The organism is Streptomyces sp. NRRL B-24085 (genome assembly GCF_001282115.1).
In the GTDB taxonomy this organism is placed as follows: domain Bacteria; phylum Actinomycetota; class Actinomycetes; order Streptomycetales; family Streptomycetaceae; genus Streptomyces.
In genome coordinates this window covers 1-19,046 of sequence record NZ_LJBR01000286.1, presented here as the reverse complement: position 1 = coordinate 19,046, position 19,046 = coordinate 1, and the positions used below count along the sequence as shown (strand labels likewise).

Below are 19,046 nucleotides of genomic sequence, written 5' to 3'. Positions count from 1 at the left end.
GACGGTACGGCGAACTCGCAGCCCTCGCCGAGCAGCTCCGGCAGCGCCCTCGCGGAGGGGGTGCGCGGGGTGCCCCGGCCTCCACGGACACCCCCGCCGCCCATGCCGCGCTGCCGGAACTGCTCGGCGAGGGCTGCGAGTTCGCCGTACCGTCCGGCAGGCGGGCGATCCTCGCCCCGCTGCGCGGCCGGCGCCGGGTGATCGGAGCGGCCCTGTTCCTGCGCCGCCCCGACCGCATCCCCTTCGACCCGGACGACCTGCTCGTCGCCGCCCAGCTCGCCACGCACAGCGCGCTGGGCATCGACAAGGCGGTCCTCTACGGCCGTGAGGCGTACATCGCCGACGAGCTCCAGCGCACCATGCTGCCCGAGACGCTCCCGCGGCCGACCGGCGTACGGCTGGCCTCGCGCTATCTGCCGGCCGCCGAGACGGCCCGGGTCGGCGGTGACTGGTACGACGCGATCCCGCTGCCCGGCAGCCGGGTCGCGCTGGTCGTGGGTGACGTCATGGGCCACTCCATGACCTCCGCGGCGATCATGGGCCAGCTGCGGACGACCGCGCAGACCCTCGCCGGGCTCGACCTGCCCCCGCAGGAGGTGCTGCACCACCTCGACGAACAGGCCCAGCGGCTCGGTACCGACCGCATGGCGACCTGCCTCTACGCCGTCTACGACCCGGTCTCGCACCGGATCACCATCGCCAACGCCGGTCATCCGCCGCCGGTGCTGCTGCATCTGGGCGGCCGGGCCGAGGTGCTCCGGGTGCCGCCGGGCGCGCCGATCGGAGTCGGCGGCGTGGACTTCGAGGCCGTGGAGCTGGACGCGCCGGCCGGGGCGACGCTGCTGCTGTACACCGACGGGCTCGTCGAGTCCCGCCTCAGGGACGTGTGGACCGGGATAGAGCAGTTGCGGGAGAAGCTCGCCGCGACCGCGCAGCTGACCGGTCCGGATCATCCGCCGCCGCTGGAGGCGCTGTGCGACGAGGTGCTGGACATGCTCGGTCCCGGCGACCGGGACGACGACATCGCGCTGCTCGCGGCGCGCTTCGACGGGATCGCGCCCAGTGATGTGGCGTACTGGTTCCTGGAGCCGGAGGACGCGGCCCCGGGCCGTGCCCGGCGGCTCGCGCGGCGGGCGCTGTCCCGGTGGGGCATGGAGGACCTGACCGACTCCGTCGAGCTGCTGGTCAGTGAGGTCGTGACGAACGCCGTGCGGTACGCGACGCGTCCGGTGACGCTCCGGCTGCTGCGGACCGACGTGCTGCGGTGCGAGGTCGGGGACGACGTGCCGCAGCTGCCGCGTCTGCGCCAGGCCCGGGCCACCGACGAGGGCGGGCGCGGGCTCTACCTCGTCAACCGGCTCGCCCGGCGCTGGGGCGCCACCCGGCTGAGCACCGGCAAGGTGGTGTGGTTCGAGCTCAACAGGGGCTAGGAGAACGAGAGAGAGGGCGCCCGGTGGTCACCGGGCGCCCTCTCTTCGTCGCTACTGGTCCTCGTCGGCCGGGTCGAACGGGTTCAGCGGTGAGGTCGACGACTCGGCCGGTGTGCTCACCTCACCGGTCGGCGGGGACTGCGACGGCGTCTCGGACGGGGTTTCCGACGGAGTCTCCGAAGGCGTCTCCGAGGGAGTTTCCGAAGGCGTCTCCGACGGGGTTTCCGAAGGCGTCTCCGACGGGGTTTCCGACACGGTCGGGGTCCAGGTCGGCTGGACCGCGGCGCCCTGGTCGGTGTCCAGGTCGAACTTGGTGTTCTTCCCCGCCACCCCGAAGGTGTACGCCGCCCAGATCTGCGCCGGGAACCCACCGCCGTTGACGCGGTCCAGTCCGGCGGTCTTGTACAGCTTGGTCTGGGCGCCGGTCTTGGCGTCCTCACCGAACAGGCCGACCGAGGTGACCAGGTCCGGGGTGTAGCCGGTGAACCAGGCCGAGAGGTTGTCGTCGGAGGTACCGGTCTTGCCGGCGACCTTGCGGCCGTCGCGGGCCGGGTTCTCCGCCACGGACACCTTCGCCGTACCGTCGGCGACCACGCCGGTCAGCACCGAGGTCACGGTGTCGGCGGCCTCGCGGCTGATCACCTGCTCGCCGACCGGGTCGGGCAGCTGGATCTCGGTGCCGCCCTGCTCGGCCGACTTGATGATGCTCGGCGTGACCTGCTTGCCGTGGTTGTCGAGGGTGGCGTAGACGCCGGCCATCTGGAGCGGGCTCGCGCCCATGGTGCCCAGGGTGTAGGCGGGCAGCGCCTTGAGCTTGCCGGTGTCCATGCCGAGCTTGGTGGCCGTCGCCAGCACCTTGTCCATGCCGACGTCCACGCCCATCTGCGCGAAGACGGAGTTGATGGACTTGTTCATCGCCGTCTGGACGGTGACCTGCTTGCCGTAGTCCTGGTCGTCCTCGTTCTCGGGGGCGAAGCCGACCTTGTTGCCGTTGCCGTCCAGGACCTGGCGCTTGCTGGTGCCGTCGTAGATCGTGTCGGCGCCGATCGGCTTGCCGCTGGCGGTCTCGGAGTTGTTCTCCAGGGCGGCGGCGAGGATGACCGGCTTGAACGTCGACGCGGGCTGGTAGTCGGTGCGGTTGGCGTTGCTGATGTAGTGCTTGGTGTAGTCCTGGCCGCCGTACAGGGCGACGATCTTCCCCGTTTTGGGATCGACGGAGACGGCGCCGGCCTGGACGTTCTTGTCCACTGGGCGCTTCTTCGGGTCCAGCTTGCTGATCAGCTGGGTCTTGACGGACTTCTCCAGCGCGGCCTGCTTCTTCTTGTCGATGTTCAGGGTGATGGTCCACCCCGAGTTCTCGACCCGGGCCTCGGCCTCGTCCTGGGTGATGCCCTGCGTCTTGACGAGCTGCTTCTCGAGCTGCTGGTTGGCGAGCTTGACCAGGTAGCCCTTCTGGCCCTCGAGACCGGGGGCGGCCTTGGGCGCCTTGGGCACCGGGAACTTCATGGCCTCGCGCTCGCCCTTGTCCAGCCAGCCCTGCTCGACCATGTTGTCCAGCACGTAGTTCCAGCGGGCCTGCACCAGCCTCTTGCCGGTCGGGCTGGCGACCGCCCAGTCGTACTGGCTGGGAGCCTGGAGCAGCGCGGCGAGGTACGCGCCCTGCTCCACGCTGAGCTTCTTGGCGTCGACGCGGTAGTAGTCCTGGGCGGCGGCCTGGATGCCGTAGGCGCCGCGGCCGTAGTAGCTGGTGTTGATGTAGCCCGCGAGGATCTTGTCCTTGGGCGTCGTGCGGTCCACCTTCAACGAGATGACCAGTTCCCGCAGCTTGCGGGTGACGGTCTGGTCCTGGTCGAGGTAGTAGTTCTTGACGTACTGCTGGGTGATGGTGGAGCCACCCTGCTTGCCCTTGCCGGACAGGGTGTTGAGCAGGCCGCGGGCGGTGCCCTTGAGGTCGACGCCGGAGTCCGTGTAGAAGGTCTTGTTCTCCGCCGCCACGAAGGTGCGCTGGACCTCCTTGGGCACCTCCGAGAGGTCCACGATCTCGCGGTTGGTGTCGCCGACGCGGGCCATGACCGAGCCGTCGCTGTACTCGTAGATGTTGCTCTGCTTCTGGGCGGCCGCGTTGCCCTTGGGCACGTCGATCATCATGTACATCACGACGAAGGCGCCGATGCCGAGCAGGCAGAAGCCGAAGAAGGCGCCGAGGAGCTTCTTCCAGGTGAAGAACCGGCGTATGCCGCTCTTACCCTTCTTCGCACCCTTCTTGCCGCGCGCCGCCTGGCGCGCGGCGGCCCTGCCGCCCGGCGCGGTGCCCTCGCTCGGCGTGCCGGACGAGCGCGTGGGCGGCGCCGCGCGGCGGCCACCGCGCTGACGTGCTCTTCTCTCTTCCGCTCGTCCCATGGGTCGACTCGCTCCGCTTCCTCATCGGCGGCCACACAGGTTCGTGGCTCAGGTCAGCTCAGAAAGCTAACACCGGTCTATATGACACAGGGGCCTCGATCCGGCCCAGGACGGGCGTGAGAATCAGCACCCGCCTCCTCGGAACCAGACCTCCGAGGGGGCGTCAAGGTTGCCGCGACGGGGTAAAGTGATATCACTTAGTTAGAGCGGTGCTAGCTGCCGCGTGTCTTCGAGAGATGGGGGACCCCTGTGGCCATGGACGAATCGGTACCCGACATGCCCGCCCCGCGCGTGCGGGAGTTCGCCGCGCACAGCATCGGCGGCGCACTGGCCCTGCTGCTGGGCCTGGCCGGGCTGCTGCTCGCCGTCTTCCTGTTCGCCGCGAGCGGGGAGAGCCCCGGCTTCGCCGTCGGCGGGGTCCTCGTGCTGATCGCCGCGCTCATCTCGCTGCGCGGCCTGAACACGGTCGCGCCCGGCGAGGCCCGGGTCGTGCAGCTCTTCGGGCGCTACAAGGGCACCATCCGCCAGGACGGCCTGCGCTGGGTGAACCCCTTCACCTCCCGGACCAAGGTCTCCACCCGGGTCCGCAACCACGAGACCGCGGTCCTCAAGGTCAACGACGCCTACGGCAACCCGATCGAGCTCGCCGCGGTCGTGGTGTGGAAGGTCGAGGACACCGCGCAGGCCACCTTCGAGGTGGACAACTTCGTGAAGTTCGTCGCCACCCAGACCGAGACCGCGGTGCGGCACATCGCCATCGAGTACCCCTACGACGCCCACGAGGAGGACGGGCTCTCGCTGCGCGGCAACGCCGACGAGATCACCCAGAAGCTCGCGACCGAACTGCACGCGCGTGTGGAGTCGGCCGGCGTGCAGATCATCGAGTCCCGCTTCACCCACCTCGCCTACGCGCCGGAGATCGCCTCGGCGATGCTCCAGCGGCAGCAGGCCGGCGCGGTCGTCGCGGCCCGGCGGCAGATCGTGGAGGGCGCGGTCGGCATGGTCGAGGAGGCGCTCGCCCGGATCACCGAGCGGGACATCGTGGAGCTGGACGAGGAGCGCAAGGCGGCGATGGTGTCCAACCTGATGGTGGTGCTGTGCGGCGACCGCGCCCCGCAGCCGGTCCTCAACACCGGGACGCTCTACCAGTGACGGCAGCTTCCGCACCTTCCGAGGGCGGCCCCCCCGAGCGGCGGCCTCAGCAGCGCAAGCAGGTGCTGCTGAGGCTCGACCCGCTGGTGTACGAGGCGCTGGCGCGGTGGGCCGGGGACGAGCTGCGGTCGGCGAACGCGCAGATCGAGTTCCTGCTGCGCAGGGCCCTGAAGGAGGCCGGCCGGCTGCCCGGCGACACCGGACCGCTGCCGCGCCGGGGCCGGCCGCCCAAGGACACCAAGGACGCCAGGGACACCGAGAGCGCCAGGGACGCCAGGGACACCGAGGGCACCGGGGACGCGTAGAGCGGGCGTGGCAGAACCGTGACAATCGGCCCTCACCTGCGGCTGCTCACACCCTGACACCCCTCTACACACTCCGCGTATACATGCTGGGTATACACCGCATGTACAGTCCTTCCCATGTCCATCGGTCACACCCTCCTAGGGCTCCTGGAGTCCGGGCCCCGCCACGGCTACGACCTCAAGCGGGCCTTCGACGAGAAGTTCGGTCACGACCGGCCGCTGCACTACGGCCAGGTCTACTCGACGATGTCGCGGCTGCTGAAGAACGGGCTCGTCGAAGTCGACGGGATCGAGCCCGGCGGCGGCCCCGAGCGCAAGCGGTACGCCATCACGGACGCCGGGATCACCGACGTGCAGCGGTGGCTCGCCACGCCCGAGAAGCCCGAGCCGTACCTCCAGTCCACGCTGTACACCAAGGTCGTCCTCGCGCTGCTCACGCACCGGGACGCCGGCGACATCGTGGACAACCAGCGCTCCGAGCACCTGCGGATGATGCGCATCCTCACCGACCGCAAGCGCAAGGGCGACCTCGCCGACCAGCTCATCTGCGACCACGCCCTGTTCCATCTCGAAGCAGACCTGCGCTGGCTGGAGCTGACCGCCGCGCGTCTCGACAAGCTCGCGGAGGTGGTGGTCAAGTGACCCCGGCCGGTTCCCTTCTCGTCGCCGACGAGCTGCGCAAGACCTACGGTCCGACCGTCGCCCTCGACGGCGCCCAGTTCTCCATCCACCCCGGCGAGGTCGTCGCCGTCATGGGCCCCTCCGGCTCCGGCAAGTCGACCCTGCTGCACTGTCTCGCCGGGATCGTCACGCCCGACTCCGGTTCGATCATGTACAACGGCCGGGAGATGGCCACGATGAACGACTCCGAGCGCAGCGCCCTGCGCCGCTCCGAGTTCGGCTTCGTCTTCCAGTTCGGCCAGCTCGTGCCCGAGCTGACCTGCGTGGAGAACGTCGCCCTGCCGCTGCGGCTGAACGGCACCCCCCGCAAGGAGGCCGAGAAGGCGGCCCTCGGCTGGATGGAGCGCCTGGAGGTCGACGACCTCCGCAAGAAGCGGCCCGGTGAGGTGTCCGGCGGTCAGGGCCAGCGGGTGGCCGTGGCCCGGGCGCTGGTGACCAACCCGCGCGTGCTGTTCGCCGACGAGCCGACCGGCGCCCTCGACTCCCTCAACGGCGAGCGGGTCATGGAGCTGCTCACCGACGCCGCCCGGTCCGCCAACGCGGCCGTCGTCCTCGTCACGCACGAGGCACGGGTGGCCGCCTACTCCGACCGCGAGATCGTCGTACGGGACGGCAAGTCCCGGGACATGGAGCGGGTCGTATGAAGGCCGGGCAGTGGTGGCGAGACCTCGCCATGGGGGTCAAGTTCGCCTTCGCGGGCGGACGCGAGGGGTGGGTCCGGGCGCTGCTGACCGCGGTCGGCGTGGGGCTCGGGGTGGCGTTGCTGCTGCTGACCACCGCCCTGCCGAACGCGCTGGCGGTGCGGCACGAGCGGGGTGACGCCCGCGCGGACATCACCTACAGCGAGACGATCCTGAAGAAGGCCGACAACACCCTGCTGTCGGCCAACGCGTCGACCACCTTCCGGGACACGGAGGTCCGCGGCCGGGAGATCGAGCCCGAGGGCTCGCGCGCCCCGCTGCCGCCCGGTGTCGGGAAGTTCCCGGCGGCCGGCGAGATGGTCGTCTCCCCCGCGCTGAAGAGCCTGCTGGAGTCGGACGACGGCAGGCTCCTGCGGGAGCGGCTGCCGGACCGGATCGTCGGCACCATCGGCGAGAGCGGACTGATCGGCTCACACGAACTCGCCTTCTACCGGGGCGCCGAGGGGCTTGCCGCCCAGGGCGTCGACGGGGCACGGCTCACCCGCATCGACCGGTACGGGAACCCGCAACCGACCGAGTCGAACACCGACCCGGTGCTGGTGCTGCTGGTCCTGGTCGTCTTCGTGGTGCTGCTGATGCCGGTCGCCGTGTTCATCACCGCCGCCGTGCGCTTCGGCGGCGAGCGGCGCGACCGGCGGCTCGCGGCCCTCAGGCTGGTGGGCGCCGACGGCCGCTCGACCCGGCGGATCGCCGCCGGCGAGGCGCTGGCCGGCTCGGTGCTCGGACTGGTCCTCGGTACCCTGTTCTTCCTGGTCGGCCGTGAAGTGACGGGTTCCGTCGAGGTGTTCGGCCAGAGCGTGTTCCCGAGCTATCTCAACCCCTCGCCGCTGCTGGCCCTGCTGGTGGCGGTCACGGTGCCCGCGGCGGCCGTGCTCGTGACGCTGCTCGCCCTGCGGGGCGTGGTCATCGAGCCGCTCGGCGTGGTGCGCACGGCGAAGCCCGAGCGGCGCCGGCTGTGGTGGCGGCTGCTGCTGCCGCTGGCCGGGCTCGGGATGCTGTACCCGATGGTCGGACAGGGCCGCGACGGCGGCGAGTTCAACCAGTACCTCGTCACCGGCGGCGTCATCCTGCTGCTGGTCGGCGTGACCGCGCTGCTGCCGTGGATCGTCGAGGCGGTCGTGGCCCGCTTGGGCGCGGGCGCGCTGTCCTGGCAACTGGCCGTGCGCCGGCTCCAGTTGAGCAGCGGTACGGCGGCCCGGATGGTCAACGGCATCGCGGTCGCGGTGGCCGGGGCGATCGCCCTGCAGATGCTGTTCGCCGCCACCGACAGCGAGTACACGACGAGCACCGGCCGTGACGTCTCACGGGCCCACATGCAGGTGCAGCTCCAGGAAGGGGCGTCGCTCGCCACCGCCACCAAGCAGCTCGCCGCGACCAGGGGCGTCCAGCGGGCGTACGCCTTCCGGGAGGGGTACGCGGCCGACGGGCCCGGCGACGAGGCCCGCTGGACCCGGGTGACCGTCGCCGACTGCGCCTCCTTGCGCGAGGTGGCCACGCTGCCCTCCTGCCGCGAGGGCGACAGCTTCGCCGTACGGGGCGGGGACATGCAGGGCGAGGCCGGGACCGCGCCCGTCGAGCCCGGACGCAAGTTCTACTTCGAGACCTCCGAGGACCCCAAGAAGAGCAAACTCGTCGCCTGGACCGTGCCGAAGGGCGTCAAGCAGGCCCGGTCCTTGCCGGACCCGACGGGCTACAAGCGCGGGGGTGTCCTGATGACCCCGAGCGCGCTGGGCCCGACGGCCGTGCCGGGGGTGCGCGGAGAGGTCTACGTGAAGCTCGACGAGTCGCTCCCGGACGCGCGGGAGTACGTGCGCAACACGGCGGCCCGCATCAACCCCTTCGAGGAGCCCATGACATGGGCGTCCTTCGAGCGCAACGACCGCTACGAGTCCATCCGCACCGGCCTGTTCGTGGGGGCCGCCTGTGTCCTCGCGCTGATCGGGGCGAGTCTGCTGGTCTCCCAGCTGGAGCAGCTCCGTGAGCGCAAGAAGCTGCTGTCGGCGCTGGTTGCCTTCGGTACCCGGCGCCGCACCCTGACGCTGTCGGTGCTGTGGCAGACGGCCATCCCGATCGCGCTCGGTCTGCTGCTGGCCTCGGCGGTGGGGCTGACGCTGGGCGCGGTCCTGCTGAAGATGACGGACAACGCGGTCCGCGTGGACTGGCCGAGTGTCCTGTCGATGACCGGGGTGGGAGCCGGTGTCGTCCTCGCGGTGACGCTGCTGAGCCTGCCGCCGCTGCTGAGGCTGATGCGGCCGGACGGGCTGCGGACGGAGTAACCGCCCGCAGCCGGGCGTCCGCTCAGAGGCTGTACTCCTTCACCACCCGCCGGACCTGGGCGAACAGCATGCCGACGTTGACCGACTTGCGGCACACCACGACGGCCACGACGTCCTGCTGTTCGACCAGCCGCACGAACAGGTGCGTGAGGTTCTCGCTGTTGACCAGGATCTCCTGGAAGAAGTGGTTGTCACTGCTGATCCCGCGACGCTCCTTGAAGACGTCCTCGATCATCACGACCGTACGGCCCTGGAACAGGTCGAGCGTCGCACCCGCCAGGAGGTCCAGGACCTCCGGCGGGTGGTTCTCGACCGTCTCGTACGACAGCAGCATGCCCGTGGACATGTCGACCACGCCGGAGGCGACGCAGTCGGGGGCGTCGGTACGAAGGGACTTGACCAGGCCCATCACCTGGTCGGAGAAACCTGTGGCCATGCGCTTCGTCGCCATCCCTTCAGACTCCTTCTGGTGCTTTCCCGGGCGCCTTGTCGGTGAGGATCGAGCCGATCCGGTTCAGCGTCGGCTGGGTCGCCCGGTGCAGGTGGTCCACGTCCATGCCCTCGTCGCCGAGCACGACCATCAGGGCGGTCTCGCCGACGGCGTAGAAGGCGGCGCAGCCGTGGCTGCCGTACGTCACCGTCCGGCGCAGCGTGCCGCGGGCGGTGGCCCCGGCGGTGCGCCGGGCGAGTCCGAGGCCGGCCGCGGCGAGCGCGGCGAGGCCTTCCGGGTCGATGGAGTCGGCGGTGTCGGCCGCGATGAGCAGCCCGTCCGCGGCGGCCAGCGCGGTGTCCGTTATTCCGGTGACCTGTTCGCGCAGTCCGCGCATTTCGAGCGCCAGGGCTTGGTGGTCCATAAAGTCAACTCCCCTGATTCTGTTCGCGTCTGATCGGCTTTTTCATCTGGGCGTTCCGTTTCTGAGTCGGAAGAAGTTGCCGGGTTTCCGGCGGGGCAGATCGGTTCTCGCCGGGGACGGGGACGGCTCCACGGCCGGGGGCCTGCGCGGCCGGAGTCCGTCGCCGTCGGGAAGCGGGCGGACCGCGACGGGCGCGGGCGGCCCCGCGCACACCAGGAGCCCTTCGTCGAGCATGCGGGCGACCTCGACGGACACGGCGTACACCCCGCGCCCCACCCGGAAGGCGAGGTCGCGGGCGGTACGGCGGCCGTCGGCGTGGGTGAGCAGCTCCCGCCGCAGGGTCCCGGACCCGCTGTCCGTGCCGGCGCGCACGGGACGTTCCCGGTCGGGGTGCACGGGGTGCGGCAGGGAGGCGAGGGCGGTGAGTCTGCGCAGTGCGTCCTGGAGCAGCCGCAGGGGCGGCTCGCCCAGCGGGACCTGCGCGAACGGCTCCGCGGTGGCCCGGCGTTCGCACTCCTCCACCCGGCCGGCGGCCAGCGCGAAGGCCGCGTCGTGCAGGGCCAGCGCGCACACCACCCGGAGCTGGGCGGCCCCCGCGTGACCGTGGGCGATCAGTGCGGTGGCCGGCCAGCGCGAGCCGCCGGACTCCCGCACGAGCTGGGCCCACTGCTCGCCGCTGACCCGCCCCGAGCGCAGCAGCAGCGCCTCGGGGCCCGGGGCGCCGGGCGACTCCACGGCGACCACCCGGCCGTCCGCGAAGTGGAAGGTGCCGCCGGGTGTCCCGGTGATCCGCAGCTCTCCGGTGAAGCCGTCACGGCCGCACGCGGCCAGGGCCTGTGCCAGGTGTTCGTGGCCCGACATCACACCCCCCGCCGTCTCGCACACACGCCTGACGCGTAGCGCTGAGGAGGGAAGGTGTATCAGTCCGGGCGCATATTCCGGGCGCGGGTTTGCTACCTGCCCCTAGTTGACGGAAGTTGCGTTCGAGGAGTTTTCAAAGCAGTGTGTTCGGCGCTCAATTGACCGATTTCGAGGCGGGTTCTTCAGGGTCCGCGGGCGCTTCCTCCCGGCCCTCCTCGTCCGTCGCGGTCCCGTTCTCGGTCTCGGGTGGCGCCGATTGTTCCTCGGCGTACGTCTTGAGGTAGCTCACCACCGTGTTCGTCACCGCCACCAGCGGTACGGCCACCACCGCGCCGCCGATGCCGGCCACCATGCCGCCGGTCGCGACCGTGAGGACGACCGCGAGCGGGTGGACGCGCACCGCGCGGCCGAGGATGAACGGCTGGAGGATGTGGCCCTCGATCTGCTGGACGGCGAGGACCACCACGAGCGTCATCACCGCCGTGAACACGCCCTGCGTGACCAGCGCGACGAGAACCGCGAGCGCGCCGGAGGCGACCGCGCCCACCAGCGGGATGAACGAGAACAGGAAGATGAACACGGCCAGCGGGACGGCCATGGGGACGTCGAGGAAGTAGATGCCGATGCCGATGAAGACGGCGTCGATGAGGGCCACCAGGACCGTGCCGCGGACGTAGGCGGTCAGGGTGCGCCAGGCGCGCGGGCCGGCGCCGGCCACGGCGGGACGGGCGGCCGCGGGGACCAGCTTCAGCGTCCAGCCCCAGATGCGGCGGCCGTCGTAGAGCAGGAAGAGGGTGGAGAAGAAGGTCAGCAGGATGCCGGTGAGGGCCTCCACGACCACCTGGACGCCCTCCAGGCCCGCCGAGGTGATCTGGTCGGTGTTGGCGCCGACCGCCTCCCTGAGGTTCTTGGCGATCTGGTTGATCTGCTTGTCGGTGACGTGGAAGGGGCTCTTCAGCAGCCAGTTGCGCAGATCGTCGATGCCGCTCTGGATCTGGTCGGAGAGGTCGTCGATGTTCTCCATGACCTGCCAGGTCACGAACCAGCCCATCAGCCCTATGACGACGAAGCCGAGGATCGCGGTGAGGGCCGTGGCGGGGCCGCGCGGGACGCCGTGCCGCATGAGGCGGGCCACCGTCGGCTGGAGCAGCGCGGTGATGAGCAGGGCGACGACGAAGGCGAAGACGACGAGCTGCACGGAGCTGATGATCCGCATCAGCACCCAGACGGTGCCCGCGAGGACCAGGAGACGCCAGCCGGCCTCGGCGGCGACCCGTACGCCCCACGGCACGGCCTGCGCCGGGTCGGGGCGGGGCACCAGCACGACGGGCCGGCGGGCTGCGGCCCGCGCCGGCTTGTCCGGCCCGGGCTCGGGCGACTCGACGGAGTCGGCCCCGGCCTCCTCGCGGGCCACCTCCGCGCGGCGCTCGTCCAGCCGCTCTCCCACATCGGTCAGCCGGGCACCGAGCCGACCGATCCACCCTGGCACTCGCGACATGATCCGTCCTCTTCCCCCGTCTCTCCCCACCACTCCCCCCTGGAGTCGTCCGGTCCGACCGTACATGGCAGAAGCCCCTCCCCCTAGGACGGGGAGGGGCTGCGCGGGGTTGAGCGACCGGGACGACGGACGATCAGTAGTTCCCGTGGGCCTGCCAGTAGGCCCAGGCGTCACAGGGGCTGCCGTACCGGACGTTCATGTAGTTCAGGCCCCACTTGATCTGGGTCGCCGGATTGGTCCGCCAGTCGGCGCCGGCCGACGCCATCTTGGAGCCCGGCAGCGCCTGGACGAGGCCGTAGGCGCCGGACGAGGGGTTGACGGCCAGGTAGTTCCAGGTGGACTCGTGGTTCACGATGTTGCTGAAGCACTGGAACTGCCCGCTCGGCACGATCTGGCGCGCGATCGCCTGGACCTGCGCGGCCGTGTAGGAGCTCTGCACCGGGAAGTCACCGGAGGCCGCCTTGGCCTCCCGCGCCTTCTCCTCGGCGGCCTTCCGCTTGGCCTCCGCGGCCTGGGCCGCCTGCTTGCGGGCCGCTTCCCGCGCCGACTTCCTGGCTACGGCGTCGGCGGCGACGGCCTGCGTGTCGGCCTGCCGGGTGAGGGACACGGTCTGCACCTGGGCCTGCGCACCCGCGGGTATGTCCGCCAGGAGCGTCGCGTCACCGGCCGGCGCGGCCGCCTCGTCGCCGGACTGCGCGGTGCCCGCCTGGGCGACTCCCATGACGGCACCCACGGTGGTGACCGCCGTGGCCGAGACCACGGCGAACCCACGCGCGGAGTTCCGGCTCATACCGGACTCAGTACCAGTGGTTGGCCTGCCAGAACGACCAGGCCTCGCAGGGGCTGCCGTACCGGCTGTCCATGTAGTTGAGGCCCCACTTGATCTGGGTGGCCGGGTTGGTCTGCCAGTCGGCGCCGACCGACGACATCTTGGAGCCCGGCAGCGCCTGGAAGAGACCGTAGGCGCCGGAGGAGGCGTTGACGGCCCGGTAGTTCCAGCTCGACTCGTGGTCCACGATGTTGCTGAAGCACTGGAACTGCCCGCTCGGCACCATCGAGGCGGCCATCGCCTGGATCTGCGCCACGGTGTACGAGCTCTGCACCGGGAAGCTGGAGGCGCTCCTGCTGGCCTTCTCCTTGGCCTCGGCGCGCTCCTTGGCTTCCTTGGCCGCCTGCTCGGCGGCCTCCTTCTTCTCGATCGCGGACTTGGCGGCGGCCTTGCGGGCCGACTCCTCAGCGATCTTCTTGGCGCTCGCGTCCGCGGCGATGGCCTGCGTGTCGGCCTGCTGCGTGAGGGACGCGGTCTGCACCTGAGCCTGCTCACCCGCGGGGATGTCCGCCAGGAGCGTCATGTCGGCTGCCGTCGCCTCGGCGTCGTTCGGCTGCGCGACACTGCCGGAGGCTACTCCGACAACGCTTCCGACAGCGGTGACCGCGGTGGCGGAGGCCACTGCGAATCCCCGGACCGAAATCGGGCTCACACGGTTTCCTTCCAGCATCGCCCGCTTCGGTGACCCTGGCGGACGCAATCGTGCCCCTGGACACTGGCCTCCCAACTAACGGGGTCACGGGAGGCGCGGGCCCGGTGGGCAACTCCCTCGCGGGGAGCGCCGCATGGTGCGCGGGCGGCATACGGCGGACGTTATGGAGTTGATCGTGGTGCTGCTGTGATGCATACCGCTGGGGGTACAGGTGTGCCGTATGCGGGGCCTGACAGAACCGAGACTCTGCCGTAACCGGACGCCGGGTGGCAATTCTGAGTTGCGTGTGAAAGCTCACATCCCGTTTGACCCAGGGGATTTCAAGAAACCGCGACACACGAAGGCGCCGCCCGGCTAGGCTCTTGGCCTTTCCGGACGGCGCCAACAGGCGGGTACTACCTCAGACTTGGCCGTCCTCCAGCATTTCGGTCACAAGGGCCGCGATCTGGGACCTCTCGGACCTCGTCAGCGTGACGTGGGCGAAGAGGGGGTGCCCCTTCAGCTTCTCCACCACGGCGACCACGCCGTCGTAGCGCCCCACGCGGAGATTGTCCCTTTGCGCCACGTCATGGGTGAGAACCACCCGTGAATTCGCGCCGATCCGGGACAGAACGGTGAGAAGTACGTTCCTCTCCAGCGACTGGGCCTCGTCCACGATCACGAACGCGTCGTGCAGTGAGCGGCCGCGGATGTGGGTGAGCGGCAGGACCTCCAGCATCCCGCGCGCGGTGACCTCCTCGATGACCTCGCGGCTGGTGACCGCGGACAGCGTGTCGAACACCGCCTGCGCCCAGGGGCTCATCTTCTCGGCCTCGGAACCCGGCAGATAGCCGAGCTCCTGCCCGCCCACCGCGTACAGCGGGCGGAAGACCATGACCTTCTGGTGCTGGCGGCGCTCCAGGACCGCCTCCAGGCCCGCGCACAGCGCGAGTGCCGACTTGCCGGTGCCGGCCCGGCCGCCCATGGACACGATCCCGACGTCCGGGTCGAGCAGGATGTCCAGCGCGATGCGCTGCTCCGCGCTGCGGCCCTTGATGCCGAACGCCTCCCGGTCGCCGCGCACCAGACGGATGTTGCCGTCGGGCGAGACCCGGCCGAGCGCCTTGCCCCGCTCGGAGTGGATCGTCAGCCCCGTGTGCACGGGCAGCTCGGAGGCTTCGGGGACGTAGACGTGGCCTTCCTCGAAGAGGATGTCCACCTGCTCGCCGGGCAGGGTCAGTTCGGACATTCCGGTCCAGCCGGAGGAGTCCGTGATGGCGAGCTCGGCGCGGTACTCCTCGGCGAGGAGTCCGACCGAGGACGCCTTGATCCTGAGCGGGAGGTCCTTCGACACGACGGTGACGTCGAACCCCTCGGCCTGCAGGTTGCGGGCGACCGCGAGGATGCGGGAGTCGTTGTCCCCCAGGCGGTAGCCGCTCGGCAGCACGCTGGGGTCCGAGTGATTGAGCTCGACACGGACGGTCCCGCCCAGCTCCCCGATCGGAATGGGGGCGTCGAGGCGGCCGTACCTCACCCGGAACTCGTCGAGCAGGCGCAGGGCCTGCCGGGCGAAGTAGCCGAGTTCGGGATGGTGCCTCTTCGCCTCCAGCTCCGTGACCACGACGATGGGGAGCACGACCTCGTGCTCGTCGAAGCGGCTCAGGGCGTTCGGGTCGGCCAGCAGGACGCTGGTGTCGAGAACATAGGTGCGCCGGTCAGGCATACGGCGCTTTGTGCTGGTCACCACGGAAGGACGTACCCCCTCGGATGAGGTCGGGGAGCGACGGAGTGGAGCTGGACCGGTCGACGGCCCGTTTGCACGGGCCGGGAACCGGCCCTCCACTGCTTCTTCCGTGCCGAGACCGCACGGTAAGGCTGGTGCAAAGGGCCTCCCGGGCGGACGGCCCCGTGCCGCCCGCTGAGATCCGACACCCGTGGTTCGGGCATCGACCTGACTGGCTTATGCCCTCGAACACGCGCCGCCATGCCAGCACGTATGACGGCGCGCTGGTGAACTCCTGGTTACTGCCGCCCCAGAACGGGGTAGGCGGGCTGCTTCCGTGCGGTGCCTGTCAGCCGCCGTAGCGCCGGTGACGGGCCGCGTAGTCGCGCAGCGCGCGCAGGAAGTCGACCTTCCGGAAGGCCGGCCAGAAGACCTCGCAGAAGTAGTACTCCGAGTGGGCGGTCTGCCACAGCATGAATCCGGACAGCCGCTGCTCGCCGCTGGTACGGATCACGAGGTCGGGGTCGGGCTGGTCGCCGGTGTAGAGATGGCGGCCGATCATGTCGATGTCGACGGCCTCGGCGAGCTCCTCCATCGAGGTGCCCTTCTCGTGCGCGTCGAGCAGCATGGACCGTACGGCGTCGGCGATCTCCTGGCGGCCGCCGTAGCCGATGGCGACGTTGACGAGTATTCCGTCGACGTGGGCGGTGGACTCCTCCGCCTCCTTCAGCGCCGTCTGCATCGGGGAGGGCAGCAGGTCGGGGGTGCCGACGTGGTGGACGCGCCAGCGGCCGTCGGCGGCGAGGGTGCGCACCACGTCCTCGATGATGCCGAGGAGCGGGCCGAGCTCCTCGGGCGGGCGGTTGAAGTTGTCCGTCGACAGCAGCCAGAGGGTGACGACCTCGACGTCCGTCTCGGTGCACCAGCCGAGGAACTCCTCGATCTTCTCCGCGCCGGCGCGGTGGCCGTCGACGGGGGTGGAACCGGCGGCCTTCGCCCAGCGCCGGCTGCCGTCCACGATGACACCGATGTGCTTGGGCACCTGGGCGTGGTCCAGGTGGCCTTCCACCCGGCGTGCGTAGAGCCTGACCAGCAGGCCGCGCAGCTTGTCGCGCAGGTTCACGTGAAAGTCAGCCCCTCTGAGATGGCGGTCCCCGCGGCTAGAGCGTACCGGGGGCTTCCGGGCTCCAACTGCGCGGGGCCTTCCGGCGCATGGGCGAGGAGGGGTCGTGGGACTCCGCTCGCGCCGTGCGGCGGAGCGCCTGCCGCTGCGGGGCCCCGCAGCGTGGCGGGTACCCCGACCGCCCCGGTCATGCGCCGCCCGTGGGCCCTTGAGCGAGCACTCCCCACGCGCACCCTCGGGGCACAAAAAACGGGCCGGTCCGTGGGGGGGAGACGGACCGGCCCGAGGGGGGGTTTCCACCATAACCCTTCGTGAGGGATGGTGCGTGCATCGGCGTGCCACAACTACTCTCCGGAGTCGGACGGCGACGGCGCGGTGGGCGGTCGAGGCCCTGTTCATGGGGGTTTCGTGGCCGAATCGCGGCGGAATCATGGGGTCGTGGGGCATCGCCCGCGTGGGTGACTCCGGGTCGGAACGTTTCTTTGACGCCGGGAAGTGGGCGCGGCACCGCGCAGCCCCCTCCTCTGCGCGGTGCCACCGCGCAGCTTTGCTGGCGCGAATTGCCTCGCCTTGAACTTACGTCAGCCGGAGTCAGGATGCGAGCCGCCTGGGATAACGATGTGGAAACCCCGTGAAGACCATGGATATGCGGAGTAGAACCACCCGCACTGCACCCATTGTCCGCTTTGCAGACATCTAAGGACCATCCGCGGCCGCGAACCTCAGGCGAGCGGCTTGCGGGCCTCGACGAGATGGCGGGTGCTGTGGGCGACGAAGGAACCCTCGGCCTCGATCCGCTCGTGCAGGGACCGCAACTCGGGCTCGTACTCCTCCGGCGTGAATCCCGGCACCATCCAGACAACCTTGCGCAGGAAGTGGACGACGGCGGCGATGTCGTGGAACTCGATCCGCAGCCGCTCGGCACGCAGGTCGACGATCTCCAGTCCGGCGGCCTCGGCGGCGGCGCGCTCACGGTCGGGGTGACGGTCCGAGCTCTGCGCCGCGGGCTGCGGACCGAGGAAGTGCTCGACGAGTTCGAAGACGCTGCGCGGGCCGACGTGCTGGGCGAAGTACGTGCCGCCGGGCTGGAGCACGCGGGCGATCTCCGCCCACTGGGGGCTGACCGGGTGCCGGCTGCTGACCAGGTCGAAGGTGGCGTCGGCGAAGGGCAGCGGCGCGTCCTCCGGTGCGGCGACGACCACGATGCCGCGCGGGCGCAGCAGGGCGGTGGCCTTGGCGACGTTCGGCGGCCACCCCTCGGTGGCTGCGGCGAGCGGGGGCGTCCTGCCCCCCTGCCCGAGGGCGTAGTCCATGACCTCGCCGCCGCCGGTCTGGATGTCGAGCGAGGCGGCGGCACCGGCCAGCCGTCCGGCCAGTGAGCGCGCGTAACCCCAGGAAGGCCGCGCCTCGGTGGCCCGCCCCTCGAACCACGAGAAGTCCCACCCCGCGGTGGGCACGGCGGCGCCCTCGGCGACGAGGTCTTCGAAGGTGCGGGTGTGTCGGGAGGTCATGGGGTGATCGTGGCAGGGAGGTGGGGGTGGGCGCCGCTGGTTTTCGGGGCCGCGCGCTTGCCGGACCGTGCCTTGCCGACCCGCTGCGGCCTGCTACGCCGCCGGCTCGTACCGCAGCAGTACGACGCCGTTGCCGAAGGTGTGCGACTCGACGAGCCGGAGGGAGGTCAGCGTGTCGGAGCGCGGGAAGAGGGGCTTGCCCCGGCCGACGAGCACGGGGTGGACGTAGATCCGCAGCTCGTCGACAAGGTCGTACCGCAGGAAGGTCTCCGCCAAGTCGGCGCCGCCCAGCCCGAGATCACCTCCGGGCTGCTCCTTCAGTGCCCGGACCTCCTCCGGTACGACCTCACGGACGAGGGTGGAGTTCCAGTCGACGTGCGTGAGGGTGCGGGAGTAGACGAACTTGGGGAGGTTCCGCCAGACCGGGGCGAACTCCTTGTCGGACGCGGGGGCGTCGGGGTCGGCGTCGGCGGTGGGCCAGTAGGCGGCCATGAGCTCGTAGACGCGCCGGCCGTGGATGAGTCCGCCCATCCCGGCGACCGTGGCGTTCATGTGCGCGAGCAGCTCGTCGTCGACCCGGTGCCAGCCGATGTCCCCGTCGGGGCCCTCGATGCAGCCGTCGAGGGACACGGACATCATCAGGACGATTTTCCGCATCGGGCACCTGGCCTGGGCAGTAGAGAGAGGATCGACTCCCAGGCTACCGGGAGCGACAGGGACGGCGTGGGAACGCCATGGGGAGGTGGCTCCGGGATGGGGCGCTGGCTGGACGGGCGGGGCAGGCTGGTCGTGCACGGGGAGCGGGACGGGTTCGCCGTACCGCTGGAGATCGCGACCTCCTACCGGGCCCGCACGAAGGGACTCCTCGGGCGGGACTCCGTCGAGGGGGCGCTGCTCCTCTCCCCCGCGGGCAGTGTCCACACCTTCCGCATGCGCTTCCCCATCGACGTCGCCTACCTCGACCACAACCTCCGCGTCCTCGCCGTCCGCACGATGCCCCCCAACCGCCTGGGCCTGCCCCGCCTGCGCTCCCGCCATGTGCTGGAGGCGGGGGCGGGGGTGATGGAGGGG

The 19,046-nt window shown here is 70.6% G+C and carries 17 protein-coding genes and 1 pseudogene; 7 read left to right on the top strand and 11 right to left on the bottom strand.

Going from position 1 to position 19,046, the window contains the following annotated elements; translation table 11 throughout:
- Positions 1–1,430, top strand: a pseudogene (locus AOJ26_RS28485) (SpoIIE family protein phosphatase); the annotation flags it as partial.
- Positions 1,431–1,481: 51 nt separating this feature from the next.
- Here the strand turns inward: AOJ26_RS28485 and AOJ26_RS28480 are convergent.
- A complete protein-coding gene (locus AOJ26_RS28480) occupies positions 1,482–3,830 on the bottom strand; it encodes a transglycosylase domain-containing protein (protein WP_053851228.1) in 2,349 nt (782 codons plus the stop codon).
- Between the two features lie 255 nt (positions 3,831–4,085).
- Between AOJ26_RS28480 and AOJ26_RS28475 the strand changes: the two genes are divergently transcribed.
- From AOJ26_RS28475 to AOJ26_RS28455, 5 genes are all read left to right on the top strand, one after another.
- The gene (locus tag AOJ26_RS28475; RefSeq protein ID WP_053851227.1) at positions 4,086–4,982 is read left to right on the top strand and encodes an SPFH domain-containing protein; all 897 of its coding nucleotides are present in this window, start codon (positions 4,086–4,088) and stop codon (positions 4,980–4,982) included.
- Complete coding sequence (locus AOJ26_RS28470) at positions 4,979–5,287, top strand: hypothetical protein (RefSeq protein ID WP_053851226.1); 309 nt, start codon at positions 4,979–4,981, stop codon at positions 5,285–5,287. The genes AOJ26_RS28475 and AOJ26_RS28470 overlap by 4 nt, the downstream gene beginning before the upstream one ends.
- Before the next feature lie 117 nt (positions 5,288–5,404).
- Positions 5,405–5,929, top strand: a complete 525-nt coding sequence (locus AOJ26_RS28465) for a PadR family transcriptional regulator (RefSeq protein ID WP_053851225.1) — start codon at positions 5,405–5,407, stop codon at positions 5,927–5,929.
- The gene (locus AOJ26_RS28460; protein ID WP_053851224.1) at positions 5,926–6,612 is read left to right on the top strand and encodes an ABC transporter ATP-binding protein; all 687 of its coding nucleotides are present in this window, start codon (positions 5,926–5,928) and stop codon (positions 6,610–6,612) included. Before AOJ26_RS28465 ends, AOJ26_RS28460 begins: the two co-directional genes overlap by 4 nt.
- Entirely contained in the window at positions 6,609–8,945 is a 2,337-nt protein-coding gene (locus AOJ26_RS28455; RefSeq protein WP_053851223.1) for an ABC transporter permease, read from the top strand. Before AOJ26_RS28460 ends, AOJ26_RS28455 begins: the two co-directional genes overlap by 4 nt.
- A 22-nt stretch (positions 8,946–8,967) precedes the next feature.
- On the opposite strand, the gene AOJ26_RS28450 is transcribed toward AOJ26_RS28455, so the two are convergent.
- From AOJ26_RS28450 to AOJ26_RS28405, 10 genes are all read right to left on the bottom strand, one after another.
- The gene (locus AOJ26_RS28450; RefSeq protein WP_037719954.1) at positions 8,968–9,396 is read right to left on the bottom strand and encodes a hypothetical protein; all 429 of its coding nucleotides are present in this window, start codon (positions 9,394–9,396) and stop codon (positions 8,968–8,970) included.
- A gap of 4 nt (positions 9,397–9,400) precedes the next feature.
- Complete coding sequence (locus AOJ26_RS28445) at positions 9,401–9,799, bottom strand: roadblock/LC7 domain-containing protein (protein ID WP_053851222.1); 399 nt, start codon at positions 9,797–9,799, stop codon at positions 9,401–9,403.
- Between the two features lie 42 nt (positions 9,800–9,841).
- The gene (locus AOJ26_RS28440) at positions 9,842–10,660 is read right to left on the bottom strand and encodes a hypothetical protein (RefSeq protein WP_063790331.1); all 819 of its coding nucleotides are present in this window, start codon (positions 10,658–10,660) and stop codon (positions 9,842–9,844) included.
- Positions 10,661–10,814: 154 nt separating this feature from the next.
- Positions 10,815–12,158, bottom strand: a complete 1,344-nt coding sequence (locus tag AOJ26_RS28435) for an AI-2E family transporter (RefSeq protein ID WP_053851220.1) — start codon at positions 12,156–12,158, stop codon at positions 10,815–10,817.
- A 133-nt stretch (positions 12,159–12,291) separates the two neighbouring features.
- Positions 12,292–12,948: a transglycosylase SLT domain-containing protein gene (locus AOJ26_RS28430; protein WP_053851219.1), complete on the bottom strand. Its 657-nt coding sequence runs from the start codon at positions 12,946–12,948 to the stop codon at positions 12,292–12,294.
- Positions 12,949–12,955: 7 nt separating this feature from the next.
- On the bottom strand, positions 12,956–13,639 hold the full coding sequence (locus AOJ26_RS28425) for a lytic transglycosylase domain-containing protein (protein WP_365455342.1): 684 nt from the start codon (positions 13,637–13,639) through the stop codon (positions 12,956–12,958).
- 400 nt (positions 13,640–14,039) lie between these two features.
- Entirely contained in the window at positions 14,040–15,365 is a 1,326-nt protein-coding gene (locus AOJ26_RS28420) for a PhoH family protein (protein WP_053851217.1), read from the bottom strand.
- Positions 15,366–15,690: 325 nt separating this feature from the next.
- Positions 15,691–16,464: an isoprenyl transferase gene (locus AOJ26_RS28415; protein ID WP_053851216.1), complete on the bottom strand. Its 774-nt coding sequence runs from the start codon at positions 16,462–16,464 to the stop codon at positions 15,691–15,693.
- A 722-nt stretch (positions 16,465–17,186) separates the two neighbouring features.
- Positions 17,187–17,975, bottom strand: coding sequence for a class I SAM-dependent methyltransferase (locus tag AOJ26_RS28410; protein ID WP_053851215.1), 789 nt, complete (start codon positions 17,973–17,975; stop codon positions 17,187–17,189).
- A gap of 93 nt (positions 17,976–18,068) precedes the next feature.
- Positions 18,069–18,632 (bottom strand): dihydrofolate reductase family protein, encoded by a 564-nt coding sequence (locus AOJ26_RS28405; RefSeq protein ID WP_053851214.1) that lies wholly within the window; start codon positions 18,630–18,632, stop codon positions 18,069–18,071.
- 96 nt (positions 18,633–18,728) lie between these two features.
- On the opposite strand from AOJ26_RS28405, the gene AOJ26_RS28400 reads away from it, so the two are divergent.
- Positions 18,729–19,046, top strand: a 318-nt coding sequence (locus tag AOJ26_RS28400; protein WP_053851230.1) for a DUF192 domain-containing protein, incomplete at its 3' end; no start/stop codon positions are given.